Here is a 23,544-nt window from a genome sequence, read left to right as displayed (position 1 = left end):
AGAATGGAGACCAGTACCCCACGTGCTGCCTCTTCACAATCGCGACAACTTGGGGCACCATGGACCAAAAGGTTAGGTAGACCTTACTGGAAGAGGTTCTTGTGATTTCCATTGCAACAGTAGAGACGGATCGCGCTGCCCGGTACGGGAAGCAGCTGGTTTCCCACATGGGCCGCAAGATCAGTGGGAGCTGGGAGGAGGATCATGGCAACCTTTCATTCGCTGATCGTGGAGAAATTGTGCTCATGGCCAGGCCCGATGCTCTTGTCATGGAACTCACCTGTGCAGACTCGGAATGCGACCAACTGGAACAGGTAGTGGGAATCCATCTCGCACGTTTTGGCTTCAAGGATGCCTTGCGCATCTCATGGATTCGCGATGGCGGCGTGCCGGGTACCACCCAAGGACCTCTGACGGAAGCTGACGTGGAGCGGATGTCCGCAGAGCGTGCGGCTCGAAAAGCAGCCGCAGAAAGCTCTAATCTCTCGCAGAGCTGATAGATCTACGATCGGGCATCAGGCATCAGGCATCAGGCATCAGGCATCGGGCATCGGGCATCGGGCATCGTGCGCCTAGCATCTGGCGTCGTACGTCTAGCCAGTGGCATTGGGTAGGTGCCTAGACTTGCCACATGGAGTTCGTCAGTCGCACAGATTACCTCAATCCCTACTCGCCAGAAGAGTTCGGTGAACTCGCGTGGGTTGTCACTTTCCCAGACGTACAAGAGTTGACGTCACTTACAGCAGTGCTCCCGGAGTGCCTGAGAACCGTGCCGGCCGAATGGCTTAATCACACTCTTGTGCCCAACTGGTCTGGTCATTCCGTTTTCGATACGATCGGTGATCTTCCGGACGCTCCGGGACTAGACGTGACGTTCTCCGATGTCGTCGCCGAAGGTTCGTTTATTTACGTTAGTGGGGTCAACCGGCCGTGGCAGGATTGGTTCGATGCTGCGGTGCAGGCTATGACCGGCAAACTTGGGGAAGCGGAGATCAAGGTTGCTGTGGCACGCGCAGAGTCACGCTTGCCTACTGAGGCAATTGGTCAGGCACTCGCACCCTTGTTGGAAACTGGCCCTGAATCTGTCATTTTCGGTAGGCCGCGCCTCACTTTGGGGCGTACGGCCTCTAGCGAATCGGGATTCACGTGGAAGAAGGCGCGCAGCATCTCCGCTCTCACAAAAGATGAGCGTCAGGAGATCCAAAGCAGCTACCGGCTCTAGCGGCGTGACGGTCGGTTGGCGTGACGGTCGGTTGGCGTGGTGGTCAGCCCGATATCTTAACTGGGCGCCCGGCAATTACTCCAAGAACCATCATCGCCGCAGCAACTCCCGCAGTCATCACAAGCACGGCATCCCAGCTGAGGGACTCCGCCATAAGGCCTGCAAGCGTAGGCCCAATGGCGGCTATGACGTAGCCGAGCGATTGCGACATTCCAGATACCGCGGATGCTTGGTAGGAGTCAACCGTGCGCGTGGAGATGAAGGAGAGCGCAAGGTTGAAAGACGCGCCCGAACCGAGGCCCATGACTATCGCCCACGTTAGTGCGAGAGATGGAGCAGCGAGCATTCCACCCAAACCTACGAACCAGATCACGCCAGTTGCGAATGCCGCCCAGCGCTGATCGGGGCGCTCACCTTGAATTGCTGTTACCAGCAAGGTTGCGGCCAGCCCAGCGATCTGGAAGAGCATCATATGTACGCCCGCGACTTCGGCTGAGATCCCATTCGACTTTTCGAGATCCGGAAGCCACTGCACGAACGTGTAGAAGAGGAAGCTTTGGAGCCCCATGAAACTCGTGATGGCCCAGGCCAGTGGATTCTGCCAAACATTTACGCGTGGTGCGTGAGAAATGTGGCTACCCCGAATGTGTTGCTCAGGACTGATGCGGATCAGACTGCCGCGAGCTTGAATTGACCATGCCCACGCCGCCAGGCCGATGACCACCAAAACCAGCCAGATTCCGGTGGCTACGCGCCAAGAAGTGGCCCCGGCGATGGGCACAGCCACGCCGGAGGCGACCGCAGCACCCATCGTCAACGCTGCAGAATAAATTCCCATCACCATTGTGGATCGCGTCGGGAAGTCGCGTTTGATGATCGGAGGAAGGACTCCATTGAGAACTCCGATCGCCAATCCGATTCCCACCGTGCCAATCCACAGGCCCGCTCCTGGAACGAACGATCGTATGGCCGTTGTGATACCCAAGGCGACCAATGCCGCCACGACCGCTGAGTCCATGCCGATTGTTCGGATGATCCATGGAGTGCACAACGCACCGATTCCCATGCACAGGACCGGGACGGAAGCTAGAAGGCCCATTGCCGAAGTTGAAAGGCCCGTTCCTGCTTGGATGAGATCCGAAATGGGTCCAACCGAAGTGAGAACAGGACGCAGATTCAGTGATACAACAACGACGACGGCGGCCAGAGCAATGCCCAGCGCACCGAACTGCTGTTCAAACCTCGAGTTCGAGGCAGAAGACTGCGGATTCATGGCACAACCTCCATGTGAGGGCAGCCGATCGGCTGGGCTTCTCCCATGCCGGAAGCAGCAATCTATTCTCGCATAGAACTGTGCATTGTCCATAGATGCGTAGCTATGTTGGCGGAGGAGGGCGAGGCTTGATTGGGCCAGTCGTCCAGCCTCAGCGCAGTTTGCTTAGGTAGGATTGGGATCGAATTCTGAGCCACATCAAAGGTCGCATCATGCCCCAGAGTATTCCCTCTCCCATCCCGCCCCAGCTGACTCGCCTCGCAGATGGCACTATCAAGCAGCTCAACCCATTTTCAGGTACGGAGATTTGGACGGTACCGGGACGTGCTAATCGGCCACTTGACGTAACCCCGGAAAACCCCATGCCCTTGGCTGATACAGGGAAGACCTGCGCATTCTGCGCTGACCGAATCCTTGAGACTCCGCCGGAGAAGGCTCGCATTGCACGATCTGGCGACGATGCTGTTATCAGCTACGCGACGGCGGTTGATGACCTCGCTGAGCCTTGGGAGTTCCGCCGGGTGGGAAACCTCTTTGAGATCGTCTCTTACGACTTCTGGGTGAAGAACTACGGGTACAAGATGCCTGTTGCTGCGCAGGAGCGCATGGAACGATACCTCGCTGATCCAGCTGGGAAGGCGCATGCACTGTCAGTTGTTCACCAAAAAGCTACCGCTTCCCATATTGAAACATCTGAGTGGGAGAAAATGACGGAATGGGAGCGCATTCAAATGGCGCAGCCATTCTTTGGTGGGGGTCACGAGGTGATTATCTCGCGCCGTCACTATGTGGATGGCGCACATGATTCTTCCCAACTTGCTTCTTCCGGAACCCTAACGCCCCAAGAACATCAGTGGTATATGCGGCTTACTGTGGACGCTATGCGCGATCTTTACGCTCAGAACCGCTACGTGAAGTATGTGCAGGTATTCCAGAATTGGCTTCGCCCTGCAGGTGCGTCATTTGACCATCTACACAAACAGCTTGTTGCGATCGATGAGCGCTCCGTGAATGCTCGAATGGAAGCGCCTAAGGTTCGCGACAACCCGAACTATTACAACGAAGCGGCCGTTGATTATGCGAGCTCTCAGAACCTCGTTATTGCCGAGAACAAGCATGCAATCGCCATCGCAGGCTTCGGCCACCGTTATCCCACGCTCGAGGTGTGGAGCCGTTCGGCCTCTTGCCAACCATGGGAACACACGCCAGAGGAACTTCGGGACGTATCGGACCTCGTTCACGCGATGCATGCCGCAACAGGGGTTTTTATTCCCACGAATGAAGAATGGTACTCCAAGCCGCTTGATCTGGACGTTGCCATGCCGTGGCGAATCCTTATCAAGTGGAGGGTCTCAACACTTGCTGGATTCGAGGGCGGCACGAAGATCTACGTAAACACAATCGACCCATGGATGCTGCGGGACAAGGTTGTGCCGAAGCTCCTCGAGCTGCGCGCTGAGGGTGCAATCGCCCAGTCGATCAATATTGCCACTGAGTGTTCTTGCAAGGTGAACTCGCTCAAGTACAACCCCAACTTGCAGTGAGTTTGTGATGGCTGAATAGGCCTTCCTCACATGGTTCGGTCTTGTCCGAGATGGATACACTGAAACGGTTGGAGTCACGAAGCAGAGGTCACCGTCTCTGCCTCTACGCCACGGGAGGAGATCCAATGCCGAAGATCGAAGAAACAGCGCTCATCTTTGAGGGTGGAGGAATGCGTGCCAGCGCCACTGCACCGATGGTAGTTACGTTGATTGAACAGGGAATATTCTTCCCACACGTTTCAGGGATCTCAGCTGGATCCTCAAACACCGTCAATTACATTTCGCGTGATATCACGCGTTCGGCACAATCCTGGGTCGAATTTGTGGGCGACCCTAATATGGGTGGTATGCGCTCCTGGTTGAGGGGAGAGGGCTACTTCAATTCGCGCTACATCTATCATGAGGCCACCGAACAGGGAAGTTCCTTCCCTTTCGATTTTCAATCATTCGATTCCAGTACCACTGACTTTCGCATCGGAGCCTTTCGCGTAAGCGATGGTGAAGAGGTCTATTGGAATCGCGCTAGCATCGCAGACCACAAGGACCTCATGCTCAAGGTCCAGGCCTCTTCCACAATGCCAGGAATTATGCCCTTCACTGAAATCGATGGCGAAGTCTACGCAGATGGCGCACTTGGTCCATCGGGAGGTATCGCACTGGATGCGGCGATGCAGGATGGGTACAAGAACTTCGTCGTAGTCCTTACGCGACCGCGTGACTATGTCAAGAAGGCGCCACGCAATCCACAGTTCTTTCGGACGTACTTCAGGCGCACTCCTCACATCGCAGAGGGCCTGATTGAGCGCCCGCAGAACTACAACCACACGCGTCAGCAGCTTTTCGAGCTGGAGCGCCAAGGACGTGCCTGGATCTACACACCCGAGACGATCAACATAACGAATCACGAAATGAACGTGGCCAAACTGAAATCCACCTACGACGCAGGTATGGAACAGACAAAGCGACTTCTACCAAGCCTGAAAGAGTTCTTGGGTATGTGATCGTCCGGCCATTCGGGTGGCCGTCAACGTCCCACCGTTTTCCGGCCCGATTCACGGTATGACCATGTCTAGCGGCACGTGACTGGGCTCTGAATCCTATGCAACACGCTCTAGGAGCACCATCGTTTCTGCGTGGTTGGTCTGAGGGAACATGTCAAAGACTCGTGCCTCCACGGGAGTGAAATGGGGCATTTGGGCGAGATCTCGTATGAGCGAGTCGGCGTTGCAGCTGGAGTAGATAACATTGCGGGCCGGTGACCGATCGAGCCAGTCGGCCAGATCCCCAATGCCGCGCCGTGGTGGATTGACAATCACAAGGTCTGGATCCGCTTCCTCGTGGGAGGCGGCCGTGAGGGCGTCACCCACGAGGAAGCGCACATCAAGGTTCGAATCAGCAACGGAAGTCTGCGCGCTCGCGATGGCCTGCTCCGAGATTTCCACTCCGAGCACGCTACGATCTGGCCCAGCACAGGAGAGAGCAAATCCTCCTACACCGCAGTAGAGATCCCACAGGTGAAGAGGGCCTTCCATGCTGGCCACCCATGCGGCGGCCTGATCGTAGAGGCCCTGCGCGATAGCAGTATTGGTCTGGAAGAAAGATTGCGGGCGGAGGTTGAGCGTGGCTTTTGTTAGCCTCATAGGCAGATGCTGCGCCTCTGTCAGTACGATTTCTGTTGCGCCTTCGGGGACGGCCTTACGCTCTGGAAGCAAGTTCGCGGTGACAACCACAGCTTGAGGCAGCGCATCGAGCAGCCACGTTAAGTGCTTCCGAATCCGAACGATGCTCTCTGATGAACGAAGTACAAATCGCACCATGAGCTCGCCAGCAGGAGACACGGTCACAATGATGTTCTTGAGTTCGCCGCGTCCAGTTGCCACATCGAACGGTGGCAGGGTGGCCAATGTGATGAAGCGAACTAGCGGCTCAAAACTCACGGCAAGTGCGGGCTCATATAGCCCACACTCCTGAAGGTCCACACCCCGCCCGCTTGGACCTAGGATCCCGAGGGTTGGTGCGCTGACTGTTCCGCCCACAACCAGCTTGGCCTTATTCCGGAAGTGGGATTCCGCTGAGGCCATAGGAGGTAGCCAGCTCAGAGTTGGGAAATCGCTAAACAGCTTTGCCACACGAGCGTTCTTTTGCGCGAGCTGCACAGAATAATCGCTGCCCATGAGGGTACAGGATAGGCACACTCCGGCGTCGAAATAGGAACAGCGCATGGCACAAGGCTACTCGGCGGCAGCGATTGAGGCAGCGAGGAGGCGCACACTGCCACCAGCACCCGCTTGCTCTTCGCAATGCTGATGGCCATCAGCTCCGAGTCAGACCGGAGATCACTCTATTTCTGCTCTCCCCAAGCAAACAGCTGATGTCCTGCTAGGTCTGAGATTGCGACGTGGGCCAATGGGTCCACGTCAAGACGTACGTGTAGACCATCATGATCCGCGGTTTCACTATCACGTGGCGTCACCGTATATTCGATCCACTCGTTTTGCTTGCCATCAACCTTGATGTGAGCGCGTGCGAGCCATGGGCGCTGCTTGCGTAGAGCAATGAGTCCCTTGTAGATGTTTTCCATCCACATACCCATGTCCGAAAGAGCCTCGGGAGAATCAGGAAGCGGAGGGCGGAGTTCGTCGTCGGCAGCAAAGCCCTCCAACTTGCGCCCACGGAAGGCCTGTTCGTCGCCATAATAAATGGACGGCATGCCCGGCAGCGTGAGGAGGGCACTGACCGCAAGCACGGCACCGGAATCGCCAACCTGGCTGGCTATTCGTTCGACGTCGTGATTGCCAATGAAGGTCTGCGGCACAAAACTGGCAACAAAGGCCTCATGCCGCTCAAGGGACCATGCGAGTTCCCAAAAGTTGCGGGTTTGGATCGAACTCCATGTGGCCTTCCACAGCTCATACTGGGTCACAGTGTCTAGCGAGCTTTCGGCTACGAACTGTGGATAGTCACCGTGGATCACCTCACCGAGGAACACTGCTTCTGGGAACTCAGCACGGACAATACCAGTGACTTCCCGCCAGAAGGATGATGGGACGGCGTAAGCGACGTCGAGCCGCCAGCCCGCTATGCCACGCCGCAACCAGTACAACATGGCTTCCGCAACCAGTTCGATTACTTCGGACTTCGAATGGTCGAGCACCACGAGTTCGTTGTGACCCTCCCAAACCTGTGGTGTGCCATCAGGAGACGTGGCCGCGAGCTGCGCTGCGCGAGGATGCGTGACTGCAACATGGTTGAACACTCCATCAAGCATCACGGCGATTCCGCGTTCAGTGCATTGAGAGATCAGATCATCGAAGTCGTTCTGATCACCCAAGCGACGATCGATCTGGAAATGGTCCAGCGTGTCATACCCATGAGAGACGGATTCGAAGATTGGGCCAAGGAGCAATCCGTTGCACCCCAGATCCACAACGTGATCAAGCCACGGGATGAGGCGAGGGAGGCGGTGCGCGGAATCGTCACCGGAACGTATCCGAATGGGCGCGCCGCACGCACCGAGCGGAAAGACCTGCCACCACAACGTGTTATCGATGAGGCTCACGTTCTGCTCCATTCTGACGGATGGTCGTGGACTCAACGCTACATCAGGCATCCTCCTCCTATCGTTCTATAACATGAGTAATCCTCAAGATTGAAGCACAGATTTGTGAGGGTCTCTGGTACTGAAAAGTTGGAAGAATCGTGTAAACACGGGTTGAAATGGGCGTTTATCTGCAAATTCTTTCATCTAAGCGCTACTGGGTGGGTTGGAAAAGCGAAGCGAAACCAACTAGTCATCCAATCATCGCTTTCGCGTTACCTCCTGTGCGTAGTATCTGAGTTATCTGTGCGTCACACAGGCACAGATAAGACCCAACGAAGGGAAGCACGTGAGTATCAGAGGAAGAGGGAAGGGGTTTGCCATGACCGCTGCAGCAGCAGTGGTGGCAGCCACTTTCAGCACCGTTCCAGCCACGGCCTCGCCGGCCGGCGACGCCGTGGTCATCAATGAAATCAACGTTTCCGGCAAGTACGTCGAACTCTACAATCCCACGAGCCAAGCGATCAGCCTCGATGGCGTTCGAGTTGGCTATTACGCAGCCAGTGGATCCCTGCAGTGCCAGAATAACGGGACCTTAACGGGAACTGTCCCTGCCAATGGGTACTACCTCATACACATGGCAACCGCTTCCCAGGCAAACTTGCCGGGAGCAGACCAGCTATGGGGCTGTAACGACGGCCTGGGAAAGAACGGTGGATTCGCCATCGGAAATGGCGCTCTACCAGCAACTGCGACTGGCGGGAATATCGATTACACTTCCACGAATCTCATCGACTTTGTGGGACTCGGGACAAATAAGGCATTCGAAACCAGCGCGGCTGCGGCGCCGTCCACCGGTTCCTCTATCTCGCGTGCCGCTGGTGCCGACTCAGACAACAATGAGTCAGACTTCGCGGAAGGCGCGCCCACACCAACCAATTCCAAGGGTGAGACCGCTCCGCCGGCTCCGACTCCAGATCCAACGCCAACTTCGCCGGCGCCCACTACCGATGTGGTGACTCCGATCGCTAGCATCCAAGGTACTGGCGCTGCATCTCCTGTGACAGGAACCACTGTCACAACGGAGGGCTACGTTACGGCCGTCTATCCAGCAGGTGGGTTCAACGGCCTCTATCTTCAGACAGCGGGTACCGGCGGCGGCACCAGCCACTCTGGAGCCTCTGATGGCATCTTCATTTACGCGGCGTCCAGTGGAATTGCCAACGCGGTGCAGATCGGTGACTACGTTAGTGTGACAGGTGCAGTCAGCGAGTACTACAACCTAACTCAGGTGACTGCCTCCAGCTATGCAAAGGAGGCTCCGCCAGAAGGTGTTGCCGTTCCGGCCGCAGTTGAACTCGAAGCCCTGCCGGGTAGCGACAATGAGCGTGAATCCTTGGAGGGTATGTTGGTCAAGATTACGGGCGATATGACCGTGACCAACAACTACCAGACAAACCAATACGGCACGATTGGCGTTGCAATGGGCGACGAACCACTTCGCCAGCCAACTGATGTTCTCAATCCGACGCGCGACGGTGAAAGCGCAGTTCAAGCCCTTGAGGATCAGAACAACGCTCGCCTCATCACACTTGACGATGGCATGACCACAAACTTCTTGAGCAACGCGACCAATAAGGCCATTCCGGTCTCTTGGCTCACCCTCGCTAACGAAGTTCGTACAGGTGCGGCAGTTACGCAGACTCAGCCTGCAGTTTTGGATTACCGCAACAGCACGTGGGGGTTGCAGCCGCTCAAGCCTTTGACCAGTGCAAGTGGTCAGGATCTTTCGGCGCTCTCCTTCGAGTTTTCGAGCACGCGCCCTGATTCCAGCCCTGAAGTTGGCGGCGATATATCAATTTCCAGCTTCAACGTTCTGAACTACTTCACCACCACTGCGGCCGATGTTGGGTGCACCAGCACATACAGCGATCGCGCTGGAACTCCGATCACGGCCAACAGTTGCGACACCGTGCGCGGTGCTGCAACCGACGAAAGCCTCAACCGCCAACAGGCGAAGATCGTTGCAGCCATCAACAAGCTCGATTCCTCTGTGGTTTCACTTGAGGAGATTGAGAACTCTGCAAAGAACGGCTTTGACCGCGACTACTCTGTTGATCAGCTGGTCGCAGCCCTCAACACCGCGGCGGGATATGAGAAGTGGGAAGCTGTCGCATCCCCGAGTCTCTTGCCGGACCTATCTGAGGAAGACGTCATCCGTCTTGCCTTCATTTACCAGCCGAAGGAAGTTGAGCCGATCGGCGATTCCGAAGTTCTCATTGGCGCATCGGCCTTCAGTAACGCCCGCGAGCCACTTGCCCAGACGTGGCAAGCGGTAGATGAGAGCGGCGAACCTTACGGCGACGATTTCGTGGTGGTTGTTAATCACTTCAAGTCCAAGGGCAGCGGAACAGCAGCGCCAGACAAGTGGCAAGGGAACGCCAACTCTGATCGTGTGGCTCAGGCTGAAACCTTGACGGAATGGATCGCTGACGAATGGGCAAATGAACCTGTCTTCATCGTGGGTGACCTCAATTCGTACTCTGCTGAGGATCCGATCCTCACGCTCAACGATGCCGGGTACACGCGCGTGATGCAGCACCTCGCTGATACTGAGAACGATGATTCATACCTTTCGTTGACCACGTACCAGTACTCCGGTCTGATGGGTTCATTGGATCAGGCGCTTGGCAACGAAGCTGCACTCGATATGGTCACCGACGCCGGCGTGTACTCCATTAACGCTGATGAATCGTTGGCACGTGAGTATTCGCGCTATAACTACAACGTCACCTTGCTCTATGACACGTCAGAGTTCCGTTCTTCGGACCACGATCCAGTCAAGATCGGCGTGAACGTTGATGGCGACGACGGTGAGACCATCATCGTCGAGGCTGCAGCGCCAACATACGCCGACGGCGTCATCACGATCCCTTCCGTTGAAGGTGTTGTGTACCTAGTAAATGGCGAACTCGTGACGGGAGCCGTTGAGGTTGCCTCTGGTCAGACGGTCGTGGTCACTGCAGAGGCGGTTGACGGCTACGCGCTGGCAGATGGCTCAACCTCAAGTTGGAGTTTCACTCACCCTCAGGATCCGGATACCTCTGGTGTGGTTCCTGTGGTGGATGGTTCTGTGGGTGTGAATGTGTTTTTCCAGGATTCGTTGGTTCGGACTGTGACGGAGTTTGCCGCGAAGATTGGCTCTGCTGATGAGGTGTTGTCGGGTGATTTTGATGGGGATGGGGTAGATACTCTGGTTCTTCGTACTGGTCGCACGTATACGTTCTTGGATGCGAACCGGTCGGGTGCGTCCAGTTATTCGATTGTGTATGGTCCGGCGGGCAGTATCCCTGTTGTGGGTGACTTTGATGGGGATGGGTCTGATGATGTGGCGGTCAAGGCTGCCTCATCGAACAGGTTCTATGTTCGCTTCAGCGTGGATGGTCGTGTGCGTGGTGGGTCTGCTGATCTGAGTGTGGCTTACGGCAAGGCGTCTGATGTTCCGCTTGCGGGTGATTGGGATGGTGATGGTGTTGCAGGCCTAGGTGTGCAGCGTGGGTCGCGGTTCTTGGTGAAGCAGGTTGCTTCTGGTGGGTCTGCTGATGTGGTGTTTACGTTTGGTCGGGTGTCGGATCGTGCGGTTGTGGGTGATTTTGATGGTGATGGGGCTGATTCGGTTTCGGTTGTTCGTGGGACGCGTGTGTTTGTGAATGATCGGTTGGCTGGTGGGTCTCGTCCAGGCTTTGTGTTTGGGCGTTCTTCTGATCAGCTTGTTGCTGGTGATTGGTTTGGTTCTGGTAGTGACACGTTAGCCGCCTACCGCAAGTAGGCGTGTAGGTCAGGTGTGGTGGGTGCACCCCCACCACACCTGACCCCTCCCACACTGACCCCCACCACACTGACCCCCACCACACTGACCCCCACCCACACTGACCCCCACCCGTGGTGCCAGTGCCAGGTGTGATGGAGAGGTTGCCGGCCACCCACAACCCACAACCTCACAATGCAACCCACAACCTCGCACCACACCCACACGCGTGCCACCGCGTAGCATTAGGGTGGTTTCAACCATCGAAAGGCAGCTCTCAGTGGCAGATGCGAACATGCACGGTCCTGCCGGCTCAGTGGCCGCGGTTGGCGATCCAGCAAGGCGGGGCGCTGGGCGCTATGCGCCGTCGCCAACAGGCGATTTACATTTGGGTAACCTGCGCACCGCGTTGCTGGCATGGTCTTTGGCGCGTAACGAGGGCCTCCGCTTCGATATCCGAATGGAAGACCTCGACGAGAGGTCACGGCCGGAGTTTGTGGATCGCCAACTCCGCGACCTTGAATCGCTTGGAATGGACTGGGATGGTCCGATTATCTTCCAGTCGGAACGCCTCGATCGGTATGAGGAAGTCTTTCAAGATCTCATGCGCAGGGGACTCCTGTATGAGTGTTACTGCACCAGAAAGGATCTGGCAGAAGTCGCCTCAGCTCCCCACCGCCCGCCGGGTTCCTATCCCGGCACGTGCAGTGCGTTGACTGAACAGGAGAGAGAATCGGGCCGGGCGAAGTTGGCAGGAATGCGGCGCGGACCAGCGATGCGCCTGAGAACGGAGTTCCCGGATGGAGGGTCCGGGGACCTGACCGTAGTGGATGAGATCAACGGGCCGTACACGGGTAGTGTTGATGACCTTGTGATTCGTCGCGGAGATGGCGTGTTCAGCTACAACTTCGTTTCGGTGTTCGACGACGGCGTGGAGAACGTCACCCAAGTTGTGCGCGGAGACGACCTTCTGCCGTCAACACCCCGCCAGGTATACCTTCAGCGAGTACTTGGCTCTGCGGCGCCACGCTACTTTCATGTTCCGATGGTGCTCAACGTCGAGGGAGTTAGGCTGGCGAAGCGTGATGGCGCAGTCACTTTGCGCAAGCTTCACGCACTGGGGTGGAGCCCGCAGGATGTTGTGGAACTGCTGGGACGGTCGCTCGGTATAGAGGGTGCGCGCAGCGCAGAGGATTTCGCGCGAGGGCTTCAGATTGAGATGCTTCATCGAAAGCCGTGGTTGATCAATCCGCAGGAGCTTACCAAAGGGCCGGGGTACCTGAACGTTCGCGGCTAGCTCCACCTTCACCTGTCAATGGGCCCTGTGCCCGCAACATACTGCGCGAACTGCGCCCGCCGAGCATTGCGCAACACAGTACCGGCACATCAGCGCGCAATTCACCGCTTAGCCTCCTCGACTGTATGCTTGCTATTAGCGCCGATTTTCGGCGGAAATGAATGCGTTGATCCGAAGGAGAACCAATGAATTCTCGGGGCAATGGCGGCGATCAAGTCGAGGGAGACGAAAACGGTCGCACTATCAGCGGTGGGTATGACTTCGGCGGGTATGTGCCAGGTGAGGATTACCTGCCCAAACGCCGTTCGCGTTCGGCTCCTGTGGCCGCGTTTGTCAGCATCATTCTCATAATCGCGCTTGTGGCCTGGTCGATCGCTGCGGTTTTCTAGGGCGAAGGCCCTGCGTCGAGTGCGAAGGCTTGTATCGGATGTGGAGCCCTGCTTCGGGTGGGAGCAAATGAGATCGGGTCAGAGCATAGGAGAAGGGCGCCAACTCCTCTCGGAGTGAGCGCCCTCCCGGCCAAGTTCAATGCCTCTCGAGTGAGTCGAGGCGAGACGTTCTAGCCTTGATCGCCAATCTTCTTATCGATGGCGTCCCGGACCTGACTGACTTTGGCTGCCTGATCATCACCAAGCTTTGACTTGGCGAAATCTTCGGCCTTGTCCAGAATCTGGTCCGACTTTTCCTCAGCGTCACTGCTGTTGAGGATGTCCTTGGCCTTGTCTAATAGACCCATAGAACTCTCCCTTCCTCGCCTTGTGTGAGACGGCTGACTCACAGTCACTAATGTAGCGTGATTTGGCTCATATTGGTAGCCTTTTCGCCAGAAGATCGCATGCTGAAACCGCCCGCCGTCAGTTCTCAGAAATGCCGTGACTGGTCAGCGATCTGAGCGAAGCTTCCGCGCGTCAAAGTGGCTAGATCTTGGGGCGAAACGTCAACGGAGAGCGTCCGTTTTCCGCCTGAAACCGCGATACGTTCGTGTTTCTGGGCGGAGCTGTCGATGAAAGTGGGGGAGGTACGCCTTTGGCCGAGCGGGGAGATCCCGCCCGTGACGTAACCTGTGAGCTTCTCGGCTTTGGCTGGCTCCATCATCTCGGCCCTTTTGCCGCCGGCAGCTTTGGCTAGTGACTTCAGATTGAGCAGCCCGGTTGCCGGTACTACTGCGCACACCGGTTTCCCGTCCACAAGGGTCATGAGGGTTTTGAAGATGGTGGCGGGGTCCCGCTCGAGCACTTTGGCAGTATCGAGGGCGTAGCCGCGATCTTGGTGTTCGGAATGCTCATACTCGATGAGTTCATACGCCACGCCAGCGTCCTCGAGCGCCTGTAGGGCGTGTGTTCCACTCTGGGTGCGGTCCTTCTTCTTGGGCATGGAGGTACTCCTTGTTCGCTTACCTTCACAGCCTAGCGAGGCCATGCCGTTGTGGCATTGTTGGTGGTATGTCCCCACAATCACGTATCACGCTACGCGAGGCGTCTTTCGACGACGTCGACCCTCTCGCCTCGTTCTCGCATGCCAGCGCATCAGATCGGGAACGATTTCTTCATTTTGTGATGCATGTGCGGCCCGGCACGTTGTGGATTGCGCAGCGTTCGGGTGTGGTTGTGGGCTTTGTTGGGGTGGAGGCCGTGGGACCAGGACATCTGAGGCCGCTTCACGTGACTGATCTGCTCGTCCATGAGGGAATACGCCGTCAAGGGTGGGCCACCCGCCTGTTGGGTATGGCTATTGGTGATTCACCGGCGTTTGCGGTGATACCAGAGGAAGCTGCAGCCGTGGGCTTCTTCGTTTCTCAAGGTTTTGAGCGTGTTAGCGAGGCAGAAGGGGTGTGGATGGTTCGCTGAGAGCGCGATGTGGCGGAACAATCGACCAAACGAAGTTGAGTGGAATAGACTCAACTCTGAAGGCGTTCCTTGCTGTAGAAACCGTGAGCTGTGCGTGACCGCGTGAACCGATCTGCGCAGAAGACGAGTAGTTGGCAGGGATATGTGGTCCCTTTGATGAATAACCCCACCAGAAAGGAGAGGTTAATGGACAAGTTGACGACGAAGTCGCAGGAAGCTCTCGCTGAAGCGATTCGCATGGCATCGGATCGCGGCAACCCGCAGGTGGAGCCCCTGCATTTGCTGGCGGCCCTGTTGAATCAAGAGGGCGGCATTGCGGTTGCGCTTCTCGAGGCCGTGGGTGTGAATCGTGCAGATGTGAAGGCACGGACAGAAGCAGCGATCGCCGCGTTGCCTGGCGCAGAAGGAAGTTCCGTGCAACAGCCGGATGCTTCACGGCCGCTTTCGCGTGTTATTTCTGATTCGAGTAAGGAGGCCACAGGACTCGGAGACGCCTATATCTCTACTGAGCACCTACTCCTGGGAATCTCTGAGTCGCAATCGCAGGCGGGTGAGATCCTGAGGTCTTCTGGCGGCACACATGAGCAAATCGCGGCAGTTCTTCCAAACGTTCGAGGTAGTGCCAAGGTGGATTCTCCTGATCCTGAAGGCACGTTCAAGGCGCTGGAGAAGTACGGCAGCGACCTGACTCAGATGGCACGCGACGGCAAGATGGATCCGGTAATCGGACGCGATCAGGAGATCCGCCGCGTGGTGCAGGTCCTCTCGCGCCGCACCAAGAACAACCCCGTGCTTATTGGCGAACCTGGAGTCGGCAAGACCGCCGTCGTAGAAGGGCTCGCTCAGCGCATGGTCAACGGTGATGTTCCAGAATCGCTGCGAGGCAAGCGGCTGATTCAACTAGACGTTGCCTCGATGGTGGCTGGAGCCAAGTACCGCGGTGAATTCGAGGAGAGGTTCAAGGCTGTTCTTCAGGAGATCAAGGACGCAGCCGGTGAGGTTGTTACGTTCATTGACGAAATCCACACGATTGTGGGTGCTGGTGGAGGTTCCGAAGGCGCAATGGATGCGGGCAACATGCTCAAACCCATGTTGGCACGCGGGGAGTTGCGGCTAATTGGCGCCACCACACTGGATGAGTACCGCGAGCACATCGAAAAGGACCCTGCACTCGAACGCCGATTCCAACAGGTTTACGTGGGCGAACCTTCTGTTGAAGATACGGTCGCTATCCTTCGTGGAATCGCACCGAAGTACGAAGCTCATCACAAGGTGACTATTTCTGACGGCGCCCTAGTGGCTGCGGCGGAGCTATCGCAGCGCTACATCGTGGACCGTCAGCTTCCTGACAAGGCCATTGACCTCGTGGATGAGGCTGCCTCGCGGTTGCGCATGGAACTGGATTCCTCACCAGAGGAAATCGATGTGCTTCAGCGCCAGGTGGATCGCCTGCGTATGGAGGAAGCCTATCTGGTGGACACCGACGGCGACGCTGATGCAGGTACCGTGGACCGCTTGGATAAGCTTCGTGCGGAACTAGCAGACAAGCAGGAGGAACTGGCGGGGCTCAACGCTCGTTGGGAATCGGAAAAGGCCGGGCGTAATAAGGTTGGAGATCTGCGTGTGCGTCTAGACGAACTGCGCACTGAACTTGACCGTGCTGTGCGCGAAGGCCGATATGAGGATGCCGGACGCCTTCAAAACGGCGAAATCCCTGGAATTGAAAGGGAAATCGCTTCTGCTGAGGCGGCTGAAGAGCACTCTGGTGACTCCACGTTGGAACCGATGATCGCGGAGCGCGTGGATGCGGATGAGATCGCCGAGGTTGTTTCAGCCTGGACAGGCGTTCCTGTTGGGCGTCTGTTGCAGGGCGAAACCGAGAAGCTCCTTCGCATGGAGGATGTGATCGGGAAGAGGCTGATCGGACAGAAGCGCGCGGTGGCATCTGTGGCAGATGCTGTGCGCCGGGCGCGGGCGGGTATTGCCGACCCTAACCGGCCTACGGGATCGTTCATGTTCTTGGGTCCAACTGGTGTTGGTAAGACTGAACTTGCGAAGTCGTTGGCAGATTTCTTGTTCGACGACGAACGCGCCATGGTCCGAATTGACATGTCCGAGTACTCAGAGAAGCACACCGTCTCGCGGTTGGTAGGAGCTCCTCCGGGATATGTGGGATACGAAGAAGGTGGCCAGCTGACCGAGGCCGTGCGGCGTAGGCCATACTCCGTCATCCTGCTGGACGAGGTTGAGAAGGCGCACCCAGACGTCTTTGACATCTTGTTGCAGGTGCTTGATGACGGCCGTTTGACCGATGGCCAAGGGCGCACAGTCGACTTCAAGAACACGATTCTGATTATGACGTCCAACCTTGGCTCGCAGACGTTAACGGACCCCTCGCTGACGGAGGCTCAGAAGCACGATCAAGTAATGGGCGCGGTGCACGCCGCATTCAAGCCCGAGTTCATCAATAGGCTCGACGACGTCATTATCTTCGATCCGCTTTCGCTCGACGAGATAGGGAAGATCGTAGATTTGCAGATCGCGCAGCTCGCTGAAAGGCTACGGGGGCGCCGGATCACGCTCGAAGTTACTGGGGCTGGCCGGGACTTCCTCGCAATGGGCGGATACGATCCGGCCTATGGCGCACGCCCGCTGCGCAGGCTCATTCAGCGGGAGATCGGGGACCAGCTAGCTCGAAGGCTCTTGGCCGGTGAAGTGAAGGACGGAGATACCGTGCGGGTTGATTCGCCAGCGATGTCGGCGGAAGAGTTGCTGGCCGGTTCAGGCGAGTCCTCGCTGACTCTGGAGGTCATCGCGTCTGAGGGCTGATGGCAGCTGTGTGGGAGGGTGGAAAATCCACCCTCCCACACGCCCGCCGCAGAGGTAATACCGAAGGTGCGGTAGATCTACTCCGTTGCGGAGGCTGGCACCGAGGTGAACTCGTTTCCAGCGCGGCGCAGGTATGGATCCAGCGCCAAGTATTCCTTGGTTTCCCTCGCGATGAGGCCTGAAAGGATGAGGAGGCCGATCAGGTTGGGTAGAGCCATGAGGCCGTTGGCGATATCCGCGAAAGTCCACACGTCCGTGAGCTGTGTGGTGGTGCCAACGAACACCACGATCGTGAAAATGATGCGGTAGGGAAGCACACCGCGGACACCAACCAAGCGTTCAACGCAGCGTTCGCCGTAGTAGGACCAACCGAGAATTGTTGAAGCGGCAAGGAACACCAGTGCCAGCGAAACAATGTAATGGCCCCATTGGCCGGGGAGTCCGTGTGTGAAGGCTTCAGAGGTCATAGTGGCGGGATCGTCACCGGTCCACGTTCCCGTGGAGAGGATCACCAGTCCGGTGCAGCTGACCACGATGATCGTATCGATAAAGGTCTGAGTCATAGAGACCAGACCTTGGCGAGCTGGGTGGTTGGTCTTGGCTGCTGCTGCGGCAATTGCTGCCGAACCCATCCCGGATTCATTGGAAAAGATGCCACGCGCGACGCCGTATTGAATAGCCATTATGAAGGTGGATCCCACGAATCCGCCGGTTGCTCCGGCACCTGTGAATGCGCCTTGGAACACCATGCTCAGGGCGTGAGGTATGCCAGTGATGTTGACTGCCAAGATGTACAGGCAGCCTCCCACATAGAACACGATCATGATTGGCACAAACGCGGAGGTTACTTTTCCGATAGAGGTGATTCCGCCAAGGAGGACCGCACCGACCACCACAGCGAGTACGATTCCCACGATCGCGCGCTCCCATCCGAAGGAGTTTTCTAGCTGGGCGGCAACGGCATTAGATTGCGTCATGCATCCGATTCCGAAGGATGCCAGAACCGCGGCCACTGCAAAGAACAGCGATAGGAACTGCCCCCATCTTCCCTTGATCGCGTGGCGAAGATAGTACTGGGGTCCGCCGGATTGCTGGCCGTTGGCATCCGTGGTGCGGAACCGAACTGCCAAGAAAGCTTCGGAGTACTTGGAAGCCATTCCGAAGAGGGCAGTGACCCACATCCAGAAGAGTGCGCCAGGGCCGCCGAGGTGGATTGCGGTAGCGACGCCCACGATGTTGCCAACGCCAACGGTGGCGGCAAGTGCTGTGGTCAGTGCTTGGTAATGGGAGATATCGCCGTGGGCGGCGTCGCTTTCTCCTCCGCCATCGCGCTGGAAGAATGCGAAACGCATGGCCGCACCAAGTTTGCGGAACTGGAGGCCGCGAAGGCGGATCGTGAGAATGATTCCGGTGCCAAGAAGCAGCGGAATGAGGAGCCATGGGCCCCAAATAAAGCTATCGATGGCATCGAGGGTCGAGCTGACGGACATCGCGGGTGAGTGCATCGGATTACCTCCAAATCATGCGTGAACGATGACGTCACGGTAACCCCCATCACGTTTCCAATAGGTTTCGTGAGAAGCTTTGGTATTCCGCTGATACACCGCAGGATTTGTGGTAGCCCTATCGCGATTTGTGGTAGCCCTACCGTGGTTAGGTTGGCGCCACACAAGTGGCGTACCTTTAGGGCCAAAGAGCGGCGATATTTACAGATCCCGCATCGCGTCAGTCAATGCAGGCCAGCAGCGGCGATGTGCATCACCGAACTTCTGCTCGCCCAAGAAGATGCCGGCTTTGGCGATAGTCGGATCGATCCACAAGAACGATCCGGATTGCCCGAAGTGGCCACACGTGCGGGGAGAAAAGCTGGTGCCTGTCCAATGGGGATCTTTGTGGTCGCGGATCTCGAATCCCATTCCCCAATCGTTCGTCGTCTGGCGGCCATAGCCAGGCAAGATGCCAGAGATTCCCGGGAACTGAACGGTTCTTGCGGCAAGAGCCATCTGGGAGCTGAGAAGAGTTGGGTGAAGCACCTCTGCTGCGAACAAAGCCAAGTCTGCCACCGAACTCTGGCCCGAATACGCAGGTGACCCGTCGATCGTCGTCGACCTCATGTGTAATGGGCGCACGACTTTGGCCGTGATCCATTCGTTGATGGAAAGGCCAGTGTGTGCGGAGATAACCTCACCAAGCAGTTCGATTCCGTGGTTGGAGTAGATGCGCCGGGCGCCGGGCTTGGCAAGGATAGCGCCCTTTTCAAACGGGACTCCAGAGGTATGTGCGAGTAGATGGCGCACAGTGGCGCCTGCTGGACCGGCGGGGGTAGCGAAATCGATGTGACGTTCTTCGATAGCGATGAGTGCGCTCCACGCAGTGAGGAGCTTGGTGACTGAGGCCAGTTCGAAGACCTTATCGATGTGTCCATACGAATAGGTGATTGACCTCAGTGGCGATCCGACCACGGCGTAGGCGTGTTCGAAAGTCAGGGTGTCAGCGGCGAGTCTTTCCACATGCCAAGTGTGCCACGCGGGGTGGGGTCACTTGCCTTTTGAGTGGTGTGACACCGTCTCGAACGGAAGAATCCGCAGACAATCGCAGGTGAGGCACCGTAAGCTGGGGGCGTGATGAATAGAGAAATCAAGAACTGGCTCACCGATATGGATGGTGTGCTGATCCACGAAGAGACGGCTCTTCCAGGCGCGAAGGAGTTCATCTCACGCCTACGGGAACGCGAAGTACCGTTCCTAGTCCTCACCAACAACTCTATCTACACTCCACGCGACCTATCGGCGCGGCTGGAATCGGCGGGTTTGTCGGTTCCTGAGGAGAACATTTGGACTTCTGCACTTGCCACGGCAACGTTCCTAGCAAAGCAATCGGAGAACCGCCGCGCCTTCGTTGTTGGCGAAGCGGGCCTCACAACAGCTCTGTACGAACGCGGTTTTGTTATGACTAACGACCATCCCGATGTGGTCGTGTTGGGTGAGACCCGAACATACTCTTTTGAGTTGCTGACGCAAGCCATCCGCTTGATTGAGGGTGGTGCACGATTCATCGCCACCAATCCCGATGTGACGGGCCCGTCTTCTGATGGCCCATTGCCGGCGACCGGCGCTGTGGCGGCCATGATTACGGCGGCCACAGGGAAGACCCCGTACTACGTGGGCAAGCCGAACCCGGTCATGCTGCGAAACGGCCTGAACAAGATTGACGCTCATTCCGAAGAGACGGCTTTGATAGGTGACCGGATGGACACTGACATTCTGGCTGGCATGGAATCTGGACTCCAGACTCACCTTGTTCTATCTGGCTCCACAACACGTGAACAGATCCAGCAGTTCGCCTTCCGTCCGGACTTCATCCACCAAGGTATCGGAAACGTCGTCGACCTCATCTGACGAGTCATTGACCTCATCTGAAAAGGATGCCGGCACAACCTGAGGCTGTGCCGGCATTTCTCGTTTCAGACCAGTTTCCCTGTGATCAGGACTCCTTCACGGCAAATGGCCGGGAGGCATTGTCCAACTGAATGACCTGATGGACGGAGAGATCCAGATCGAGTGCGGCCGTGAGTTCCGGCAGTTGCTCAACCGTTCGGGCCGAAGCGATTGGGGAAGATACTCCCTTCGCTAGCTGCCACGCGATCGCCACAGTTGTTGGAGTGGAGTTGGCTTCTTCTGCTACCGCAACGAGTGCATCAATCACAGCGAGGCCATCGGGTGTCACATATTCTTTGGCGGCAGATCCGCGGGCGGCGTTCTGTGCTGCATCCTCTGCGTTACGGTACTTGCCGGTGAGGAATCCGGAAGCCAAAGCGTAATACGATTCGGTGGCCATTCCGTATTCTGCGGCGATAGGAGCATATGCAGCTTCAAACGTCAGGCGCTCCACCAAGTTGTACTTCTGCTGAAGAATGGTTGGGCGATGAAGCTCGTGCTGTTCGGTGTAGTCGAGCCATTCAAGCATCCGCGCGGGCGAGAAGTTAGAGAGCCCGATGGCACGTACCTTCCCAGCATCGACCAGTGCTGAGAATGCTTCGGCCATGTCTGAAACCTTCTGGCTCGGGTCATCGAAATGCGCAAAGTAGATGTCAACGTAGCCCAGTCCGAGCCGTTGCAGGGAAGCATCGCAAGCTGCCGCAATGTTTTCAGGGGCGAGGCCGGAGAACTCTGGATGTTGTGAAACTTTGGTTGCGATGACTACCGAATCTCGCCCATCACCCTCATTGAGCCCGCGTTCGGCAAGCCAAGCGCCGAGGATGGTTTCCGATTCGCCACCGTGGTTGCCGGGAGCCCACGATGAATATGAATCTGCGGTATCGATCGAATTTCCGCCTGCAGCTCGGAACGCGTCCAGAACAGAGAAGGCTTCTTCTTTGCTCGAGGTCCAGCCAAATGTGTTGCCGCCAAGCGTCAGCCGCGACATGGAAACCCCGGTTTCCCCGAGAGGAACAAGCTGCTTATGTGTCATGTGGCTCACTCTATGACTGGAAGCAACGTATTCCAAGGGGCATGCGCTGCTCGCGAACGTGACGCGTATCAGTCATCGATTTCGACGACGACGGGTACGTGGTCCGAGGCTCCCTTACCTTTGCGTTCGTTGCGGTCAATATGTGCAGCGGTGACTCGTTGCGCGAGGGCGGGGGAGGTCCATGCGAAGTCGATGCGCATGCCTTCATTCTTCGGAAAACGGAGTTGCTGGTAGTCCCAGAATGTATAGGTTGCGCCGTCAGCTTGCCGAGTGACTTCCTGAAGGCCTGACTCACCGAAAGCGAGGAAAGCTGCCCTTTCAGGTTCTGAAACGTAGAGGCCGTCGTCGAAAAAATCCTTGTCCCATACGTCCGTATCGCGTGGGGCGACGTTCCAATCGCCGCCCATGAGAAGTTGGAGATCGGGGTTGGCTGCCAACCAGCCGGCGGCGGTCCGGTTGAGGGCAGAGAGAAACTCCAGCTTGTAGGCGTAGTGCGGGTCTCCTACAGCGCGGCCGTTGGGAATATAGAGGCTCCATAAATCGATGCCGCCGCACGTTGCGCCGATCGCGCGGGCCTCGATCACGGGAGTTGCAATGGATCCATCGGCGGGGGCTTTGGCGAATCCGGGTTGGCCGTCAAACGATGTGCGGACATCGGCGATCCCGACCCGGGAAACGATTGCTACGCCGTTCCACTGGTTCAGACCGTGCGCGGCAACTTCGTATCCAGCTGCTTCGAAAGCAGCACGGGGGAACTGTTCAGGTTTGCACTTGGTTTCCTGGAGGAGGAGCACATCGAGGTCCCAACGGTTGAGGACTTCGAGGGCGCGATCTGCCCGAGCTCGGATCGAGTTGATGTTCCACGTGGCGATTCTCATGGCACCAGCCTAGCGGTGGGAGGTGGAGGAGTGGTCTGAGTGCAAACAGGTGCAAGCTAGGCTTGGAGCATGGGAAGTGCACTGGTTACAGGAGCCACCTCGGGTATCGGGCAGGAGCTAGCCTGGGAACTCGCGGCGGAAAACAACGACTTGGTGCTTGTGGCTCGAAACCGCGAGCGCTTGGACGAGGTGGCCGAACGGATTCGTCAGGTGGCCAACGTGCAAGTTGAAGTTCTGCCTGCCGACCTTTCTACTCTTCAGGGTGCGGAGTTGGTGGCGCGCCGGGTCCGGGCTACAGACAAGCCGATTGGTCTGCTGGTGAATAATGCCGGGTTTGGGCTTGGCCAGGATTTTGTAGGTGGTGAGCTGGACCGCGAACTTTGCGCACTGGATACGATGGTCCGGGCGGTGCTCATTACCTGCCATGCGGCAGCTGCAGAGTTCTCTGGGCGTGGATACGGTGGCATCATAAACATCTCATCAATGACATCGCTGACTGCCCAAGGCACATACTCCGCTCACAAAGCATGGGTGCGCACATTCTCAGAAGGATTGGCAGCAAGTCTCAAGGGGAGCGGTGTCACCGTGACTGCAGTTTGTCCTGGGCTTGTGCACACGCAGTTCCATGAACGATCTCAGGTGGACTCCACCCAGTGGTCTGAGCTTGCCTTCACTTCCGCGAATTATGTTGCCCGCACGGCCCTCAATGCGGCACGCCGTGGCACGGTTATCGTGACTCCAACTATCCGCTACAAGATCGCGGCGGCGGCAATAAAGTTTGCACCGCGATCCGTGGTGAGGGCGGTTGCTGGCCCGAAGTTATCGGGGCGCAACTGAG

Annotated in this window: 20 protein-coding genes; 11 read left to right on the top strand and 9 right to left on the bottom strand. The window is 57.2% G+C overall.

What is annotated here, in order from left to right; translation table 11 throughout:
- Positions 1-101: 101 nt before the first annotated feature.
- Together H2O17_RS10765 and H2O17_RS10760 are read left to right on the top strand one after the other, a co-directional pair.
- The gene (locus H2O17_RS10765; RefSeq protein ID WP_246311246.1) at positions 102-497 is read left to right on the top strand and encodes a DUF2218 domain-containing protein; all 396 of its coding nucleotides are present in this window, start codon (positions 102-104) and stop codon (positions 495-497) included.
- Positions 498-631: 134 nt separating this feature from the next.
- Positions 632-1,222, top strand: coding sequence for a hypothetical protein (locus H2O17_RS10760; protein WP_182049666.1), 591 nt, complete (start codon positions 632-634; stop codon positions 1,220-1,222).
- 43 nt (positions 1,223-1,265) lie between these two features.
- On the opposite strand, the gene H2O17_RS10755 is transcribed toward H2O17_RS10760, so the two are convergent.
- Positions 1,266-2,495, bottom strand: coding sequence for an MFS transporter (locus H2O17_RS10755; protein ID WP_182049665.1), 1,230 nt, complete (start codon positions 2,493-2,495; stop codon positions 1,266-1,268).
- Positions 2,496-2,707: 212 nt separating this feature from the next.
- On the opposite strand from H2O17_RS10755, the gene H2O17_RS10750 reads away from it, so the two are divergent.
- Positions 2,708-4,039, top strand: coding sequence for a DUF4921 family protein (locus H2O17_RS10750; protein ID WP_182049664.1), 1,332 nt, complete (start codon positions 2,708-2,710; stop codon positions 4,037-4,039).
- A 125-nt stretch (positions 4,040-4,164) separates the two neighbouring features.
- The gene (locus H2O17_RS10745; protein WP_182049663.1) at positions 4,165-5,040 is read left to right on the top strand and encodes a patatin-like phospholipase family protein; all 876 of its coding nucleotides are present in this window, start codon (positions 4,165-4,167) and stop codon (positions 5,038-5,040) included.
- Between the two features lie 96 nt (positions 5,041-5,136).
- Here the strand turns inward: H2O17_RS10745 and H2O17_RS10740 are convergent, their stop codons facing one another.
- Both H2O17_RS10740 and H2O17_RS10735 read right to left on the bottom strand, forming a co-directional pair.
- The gene (locus H2O17_RS10740) at positions 5,137-6,261 is read right to left on the bottom strand and encodes a methyltransferase domain-containing protein (protein WP_182049662.1); all 1,125 of its coding nucleotides are present in this window, start codon (positions 6,259-6,261) and stop codon (positions 5,137-5,139) included.
- A gap of 119 nt (positions 6,262-6,380) precedes the next feature.
- Complete coding sequence (locus tag H2O17_RS10735) at positions 6,381-7,598, bottom strand: alpha-amylase family protein (RefSeq protein WP_182049661.1); 1,218 nt, start codon at positions 7,596-7,598, stop codon at positions 6,381-6,383.
- A gap of 361 nt (positions 7,599-7,959) precedes the next feature.
- On the opposite strand from H2O17_RS10735, the gene H2O17_RS10730 reads away from it, so the two are divergent.
- From H2O17_RS10730 to H2O17_RS10720, 3 genes are all read left to right on the top strand, one after another.
- Complete coding sequence (locus tag H2O17_RS10730) at positions 7,960-11,406, top strand: ExeM/NucH family extracellular endonuclease (RefSeq protein ID WP_182049660.1); 3,447 nt, start codon at positions 7,960-7,962, stop codon at positions 11,404-11,406.
- 274 nt (positions 11,407-11,680) lie between these two features.
- Positions 11,681-12,682 carry a tRNA glutamyl-Q(34) synthetase GluQRS gene (gene gluQRS / locus H2O17_RS10725; protein WP_182051052.1) on the top strand — a complete coding sequence of 334 codons (1,002 nt, stop codon included), beginning with the start codon at positions 11,681-11,683 and terminating at the stop codon, positions 12,680-12,682.
- Positions 12,683-12,867: 185 nt separating this feature from the next.
- Positions 12,868-13,071: a hypothetical protein gene (locus H2O17_RS10720; protein ID WP_182049659.1), complete on the top strand. Its 204-nt coding sequence runs from the start codon at positions 12,868-12,870 to the stop codon at positions 13,069-13,071.
- A 170-nt stretch (positions 13,072-13,241) separates the two neighbouring features.
- Here the strand turns inward: H2O17_RS10720 and H2O17_RS10715 are convergent, their stop codons facing one another.
- Positions 13,242-13,418 (bottom strand): antitoxin, encoded by a 177-nt coding sequence (locus H2O17_RS10715; RefSeq protein WP_182049658.1) that lies wholly within the window; start codon positions 13,416-13,418, stop codon positions 13,242-13,244.
- 125 nt (positions 13,419-13,543) lie between these two features.
- Entirely contained in the window at positions 13,544-14,056 is a 513-nt protein-coding gene (gene ybaK, locus H2O17_RS10710) for a Cys-tRNA(Pro) deacylase (RefSeq protein WP_182049657.1), read from the bottom strand.
- A gap of 68 nt (positions 14,057-14,124) precedes the next feature.
- On the opposite strand from ybaK, the gene H2O17_RS10705 reads away from it, so the two are divergent.
- The gene (locus H2O17_RS10705) at positions 14,125-14,529 is read left to right on the top strand and encodes a GNAT family N-acetyltransferase (RefSeq protein WP_182049656.1); all 405 of its coding nucleotides are present in this window, start codon (positions 14,125-14,127) and stop codon (positions 14,527-14,529) included.
- A gap of 186 nt (positions 14,530-14,715) precedes the next feature.
- Entirely contained in the window at positions 14,716-17,358 is a 2,643-nt protein-coding gene (gene clpB, locus H2O17_RS10700; RefSeq protein ID WP_182049655.1) for an ATP-dependent chaperone ClpB, read from the top strand.
- A gap of 77 nt (positions 17,359-17,435) precedes the next feature.
- Here clpB and H2O17_RS10695 read toward each other — a convergent pair whose 3' ends face one another.
- Together H2O17_RS10695 and H2O17_RS10690 are read right to left on the bottom strand one after the other, a co-directional pair.
- The gene (locus H2O17_RS10695) at positions 17,436-18,848 is read right to left on the bottom strand and encodes an alanine/glycine:cation symporter family protein (protein ID WP_182049654.1); all 1,413 of its coding nucleotides are present in this window, start codon (positions 18,846-18,848) and stop codon (positions 17,436-17,438) included.
- Positions 18,849-19,064: 216 nt separating this feature from the next.
- A complete protein-coding gene (locus H2O17_RS10690; protein WP_182049653.1) occupies positions 19,065-19,868 on the bottom strand; it encodes a serine hydrolase domain-containing protein in 804 nt (267 codons plus the stop codon).
- A gap of 114 nt (positions 19,869-19,982) precedes the next feature.
- Here H2O17_RS10690 and H2O17_RS10685 point away from each other — a divergent pair, with 114 nt between their 5' ends.
- Positions 19,983-20,756, top strand: coding sequence for an HAD-IIA family hydrolase (locus H2O17_RS10685; protein WP_182051051.1), 774 nt, complete (start codon positions 19,983-19,985; stop codon positions 20,754-20,756).
- An 85-nt stretch (positions 20,757-20,841) separates the two neighbouring features.
- On the opposite strand, the gene H2O17_RS10680 is transcribed toward H2O17_RS10685, so the two are convergent.
- A complete protein-coding gene (locus tag H2O17_RS10680; RefSeq protein ID WP_182049652.1) occupies positions 20,842-21,828 on the bottom strand; it encodes an aldo/keto reductase in 987 nt (328 codons plus the stop codon).
- 68 nt (positions 21,829-21,896) lie between these two features.
- Positions 21,897-22,706, bottom strand: a complete 810-nt coding sequence (locus tag H2O17_RS10675; RefSeq protein WP_182049651.1) for an exodeoxyribonuclease III — start codon at positions 22,704-22,706, stop codon at positions 21,897-21,899.
- A 69-nt stretch (positions 22,707-22,775) separates the two neighbouring features.
- On the opposite strand from H2O17_RS10675, the gene H2O17_RS10670 reads away from it, so the two are divergent.
- Positions 22,776-23,543 (top strand): SDR family NAD(P)-dependent oxidoreductase, encoded by a 768-nt coding sequence (locus tag H2O17_RS10670; RefSeq protein WP_182049650.1) that lies wholly within the window; start codon positions 22,776-22,778, stop codon positions 23,541-23,543.
- Position 23,544: the final 1 nt, after the last annotated feature.

The organism is Changpingibacter yushuensis (assembly GCF_014041995.1).
Taxonomy (GTDB): domain Bacteria; phylum Actinomycetota; class Actinomycetes; order Actinomycetales; family Actinomycetaceae; genus Changpingibacter; species Changpingibacter yushuensis.
The sequence above is the reverse complement of the archived record's forward strand: the minus strand, read 5'-3'. Positions and strand labels throughout refer to the sequence as shown.

Coding starts and splice junctions, on each gene's coding strand:
- H2O17_RS10670 (WP_182049650.1), top strand. CDS start 22,776: ATGGGAAGTGCACTGGTTACAGGAGCCACCTCGGGTATCGGGCAGGAG.
- H2O17_RS10695 (WP_182049654.1), bottom strand. CDS start 18,848: ATGTCCGTCAGCTCGACCCTCGATGCCATCGATAGCTTTATTTGGGGC.
- H2O17_RS10715 (WP_182049658.1), bottom strand. CDS start 13,418: ATGGGTCTATTAGACAAGGCCAAGGACATCCTCAACAGCAGTGACGCT.
- H2O17_RS10745 (WP_182049663.1), top strand. CDS start 4,165: ATGCCGAAGATCGAAGAAACAGCGCTCATCTTTGAGGGTGGAGGAATG.
- ybaK (WP_182049657.1), bottom strand. CDS start 14,056: ATGCCCAAGAAGAAGGACCGCACCCAGAGTGGAACACACGCCCTACAG.
- H2O17_RS10760 (WP_182049666.1), top strand. CDS start 632: ATGGAGTTCGTCAGTCGCACAGATTACCTCAATCCCTACTCGCCAGAA.
- H2O17_RS10705 (WP_182049656.1), top strand. CDS start 14,125: ATGTCCCCACAATCACGTATCACGCTACGCGAGGCGTCTTTCGACGAC.
- H2O17_RS10675 (WP_182049651.1), bottom strand. CDS start 22,706: ATGAGAATCGCCACGTGGAACATCAACTCGATCCGAGCTCGGGCAGAT.
- H2O17_RS10720 (WP_182049659.1), top strand. CDS start 12,868: ATGAATTCTCGGGGCAATGGCGGCGATCAAGTCGAGGGAGACGAAAAC.
- H2O17_RS10685 (WP_182051051.1), top strand. CDS start 19,983: ATGAATAGAGAAATCAAGAACTGGCTCACCGATATGGATGGTGTGCTG.
- clpB (WP_182049655.1), top strand. CDS start 14,716: ATGGACAAGTTGACGACGAAGTCGCAGGAAGCTCTCGCTGAAGCGATT.
- H2O17_RS10740 (WP_182049662.1), bottom strand. CDS start 6,261: ATGCGCTGTTCCTATTTCGACGCCGGAGTGTGCCTATCCTGTACCCTC.
- H2O17_RS10680 (WP_182049652.1), bottom strand. CDS start 21,828: ATGACACATAAGCAGCTTGTTCCTCTCGGGGAAACCGGGGTTTCCATG.
- H2O17_RS10730 (WP_182049660.1), top strand. CDS start 7,960: ATGACCGCTGCAGCAGCAGTGGTGGCAGCCACTTTCAGCACCGTTCCA.
- H2O17_RS10750 (WP_182049664.1), top strand. CDS start 2,708: ATGCCCCAGAGTATTCCCTCTCCCATCCCGCCCCAGCTGACTCGCCTC.
- H2O17_RS10755 (WP_182049665.1), bottom strand. CDS start 2,495: ATGAATCCGCAGTCTTCTGCCTCGAACTCGAGGTTTGAACAGCAGTTC.
- gluQRS (WP_182051052.1), top strand. CDS start 11,681: ATGCACGGTCCTGCCGGCTCAGTGGCCGCGGTTGGCGATCCAGCAAGG.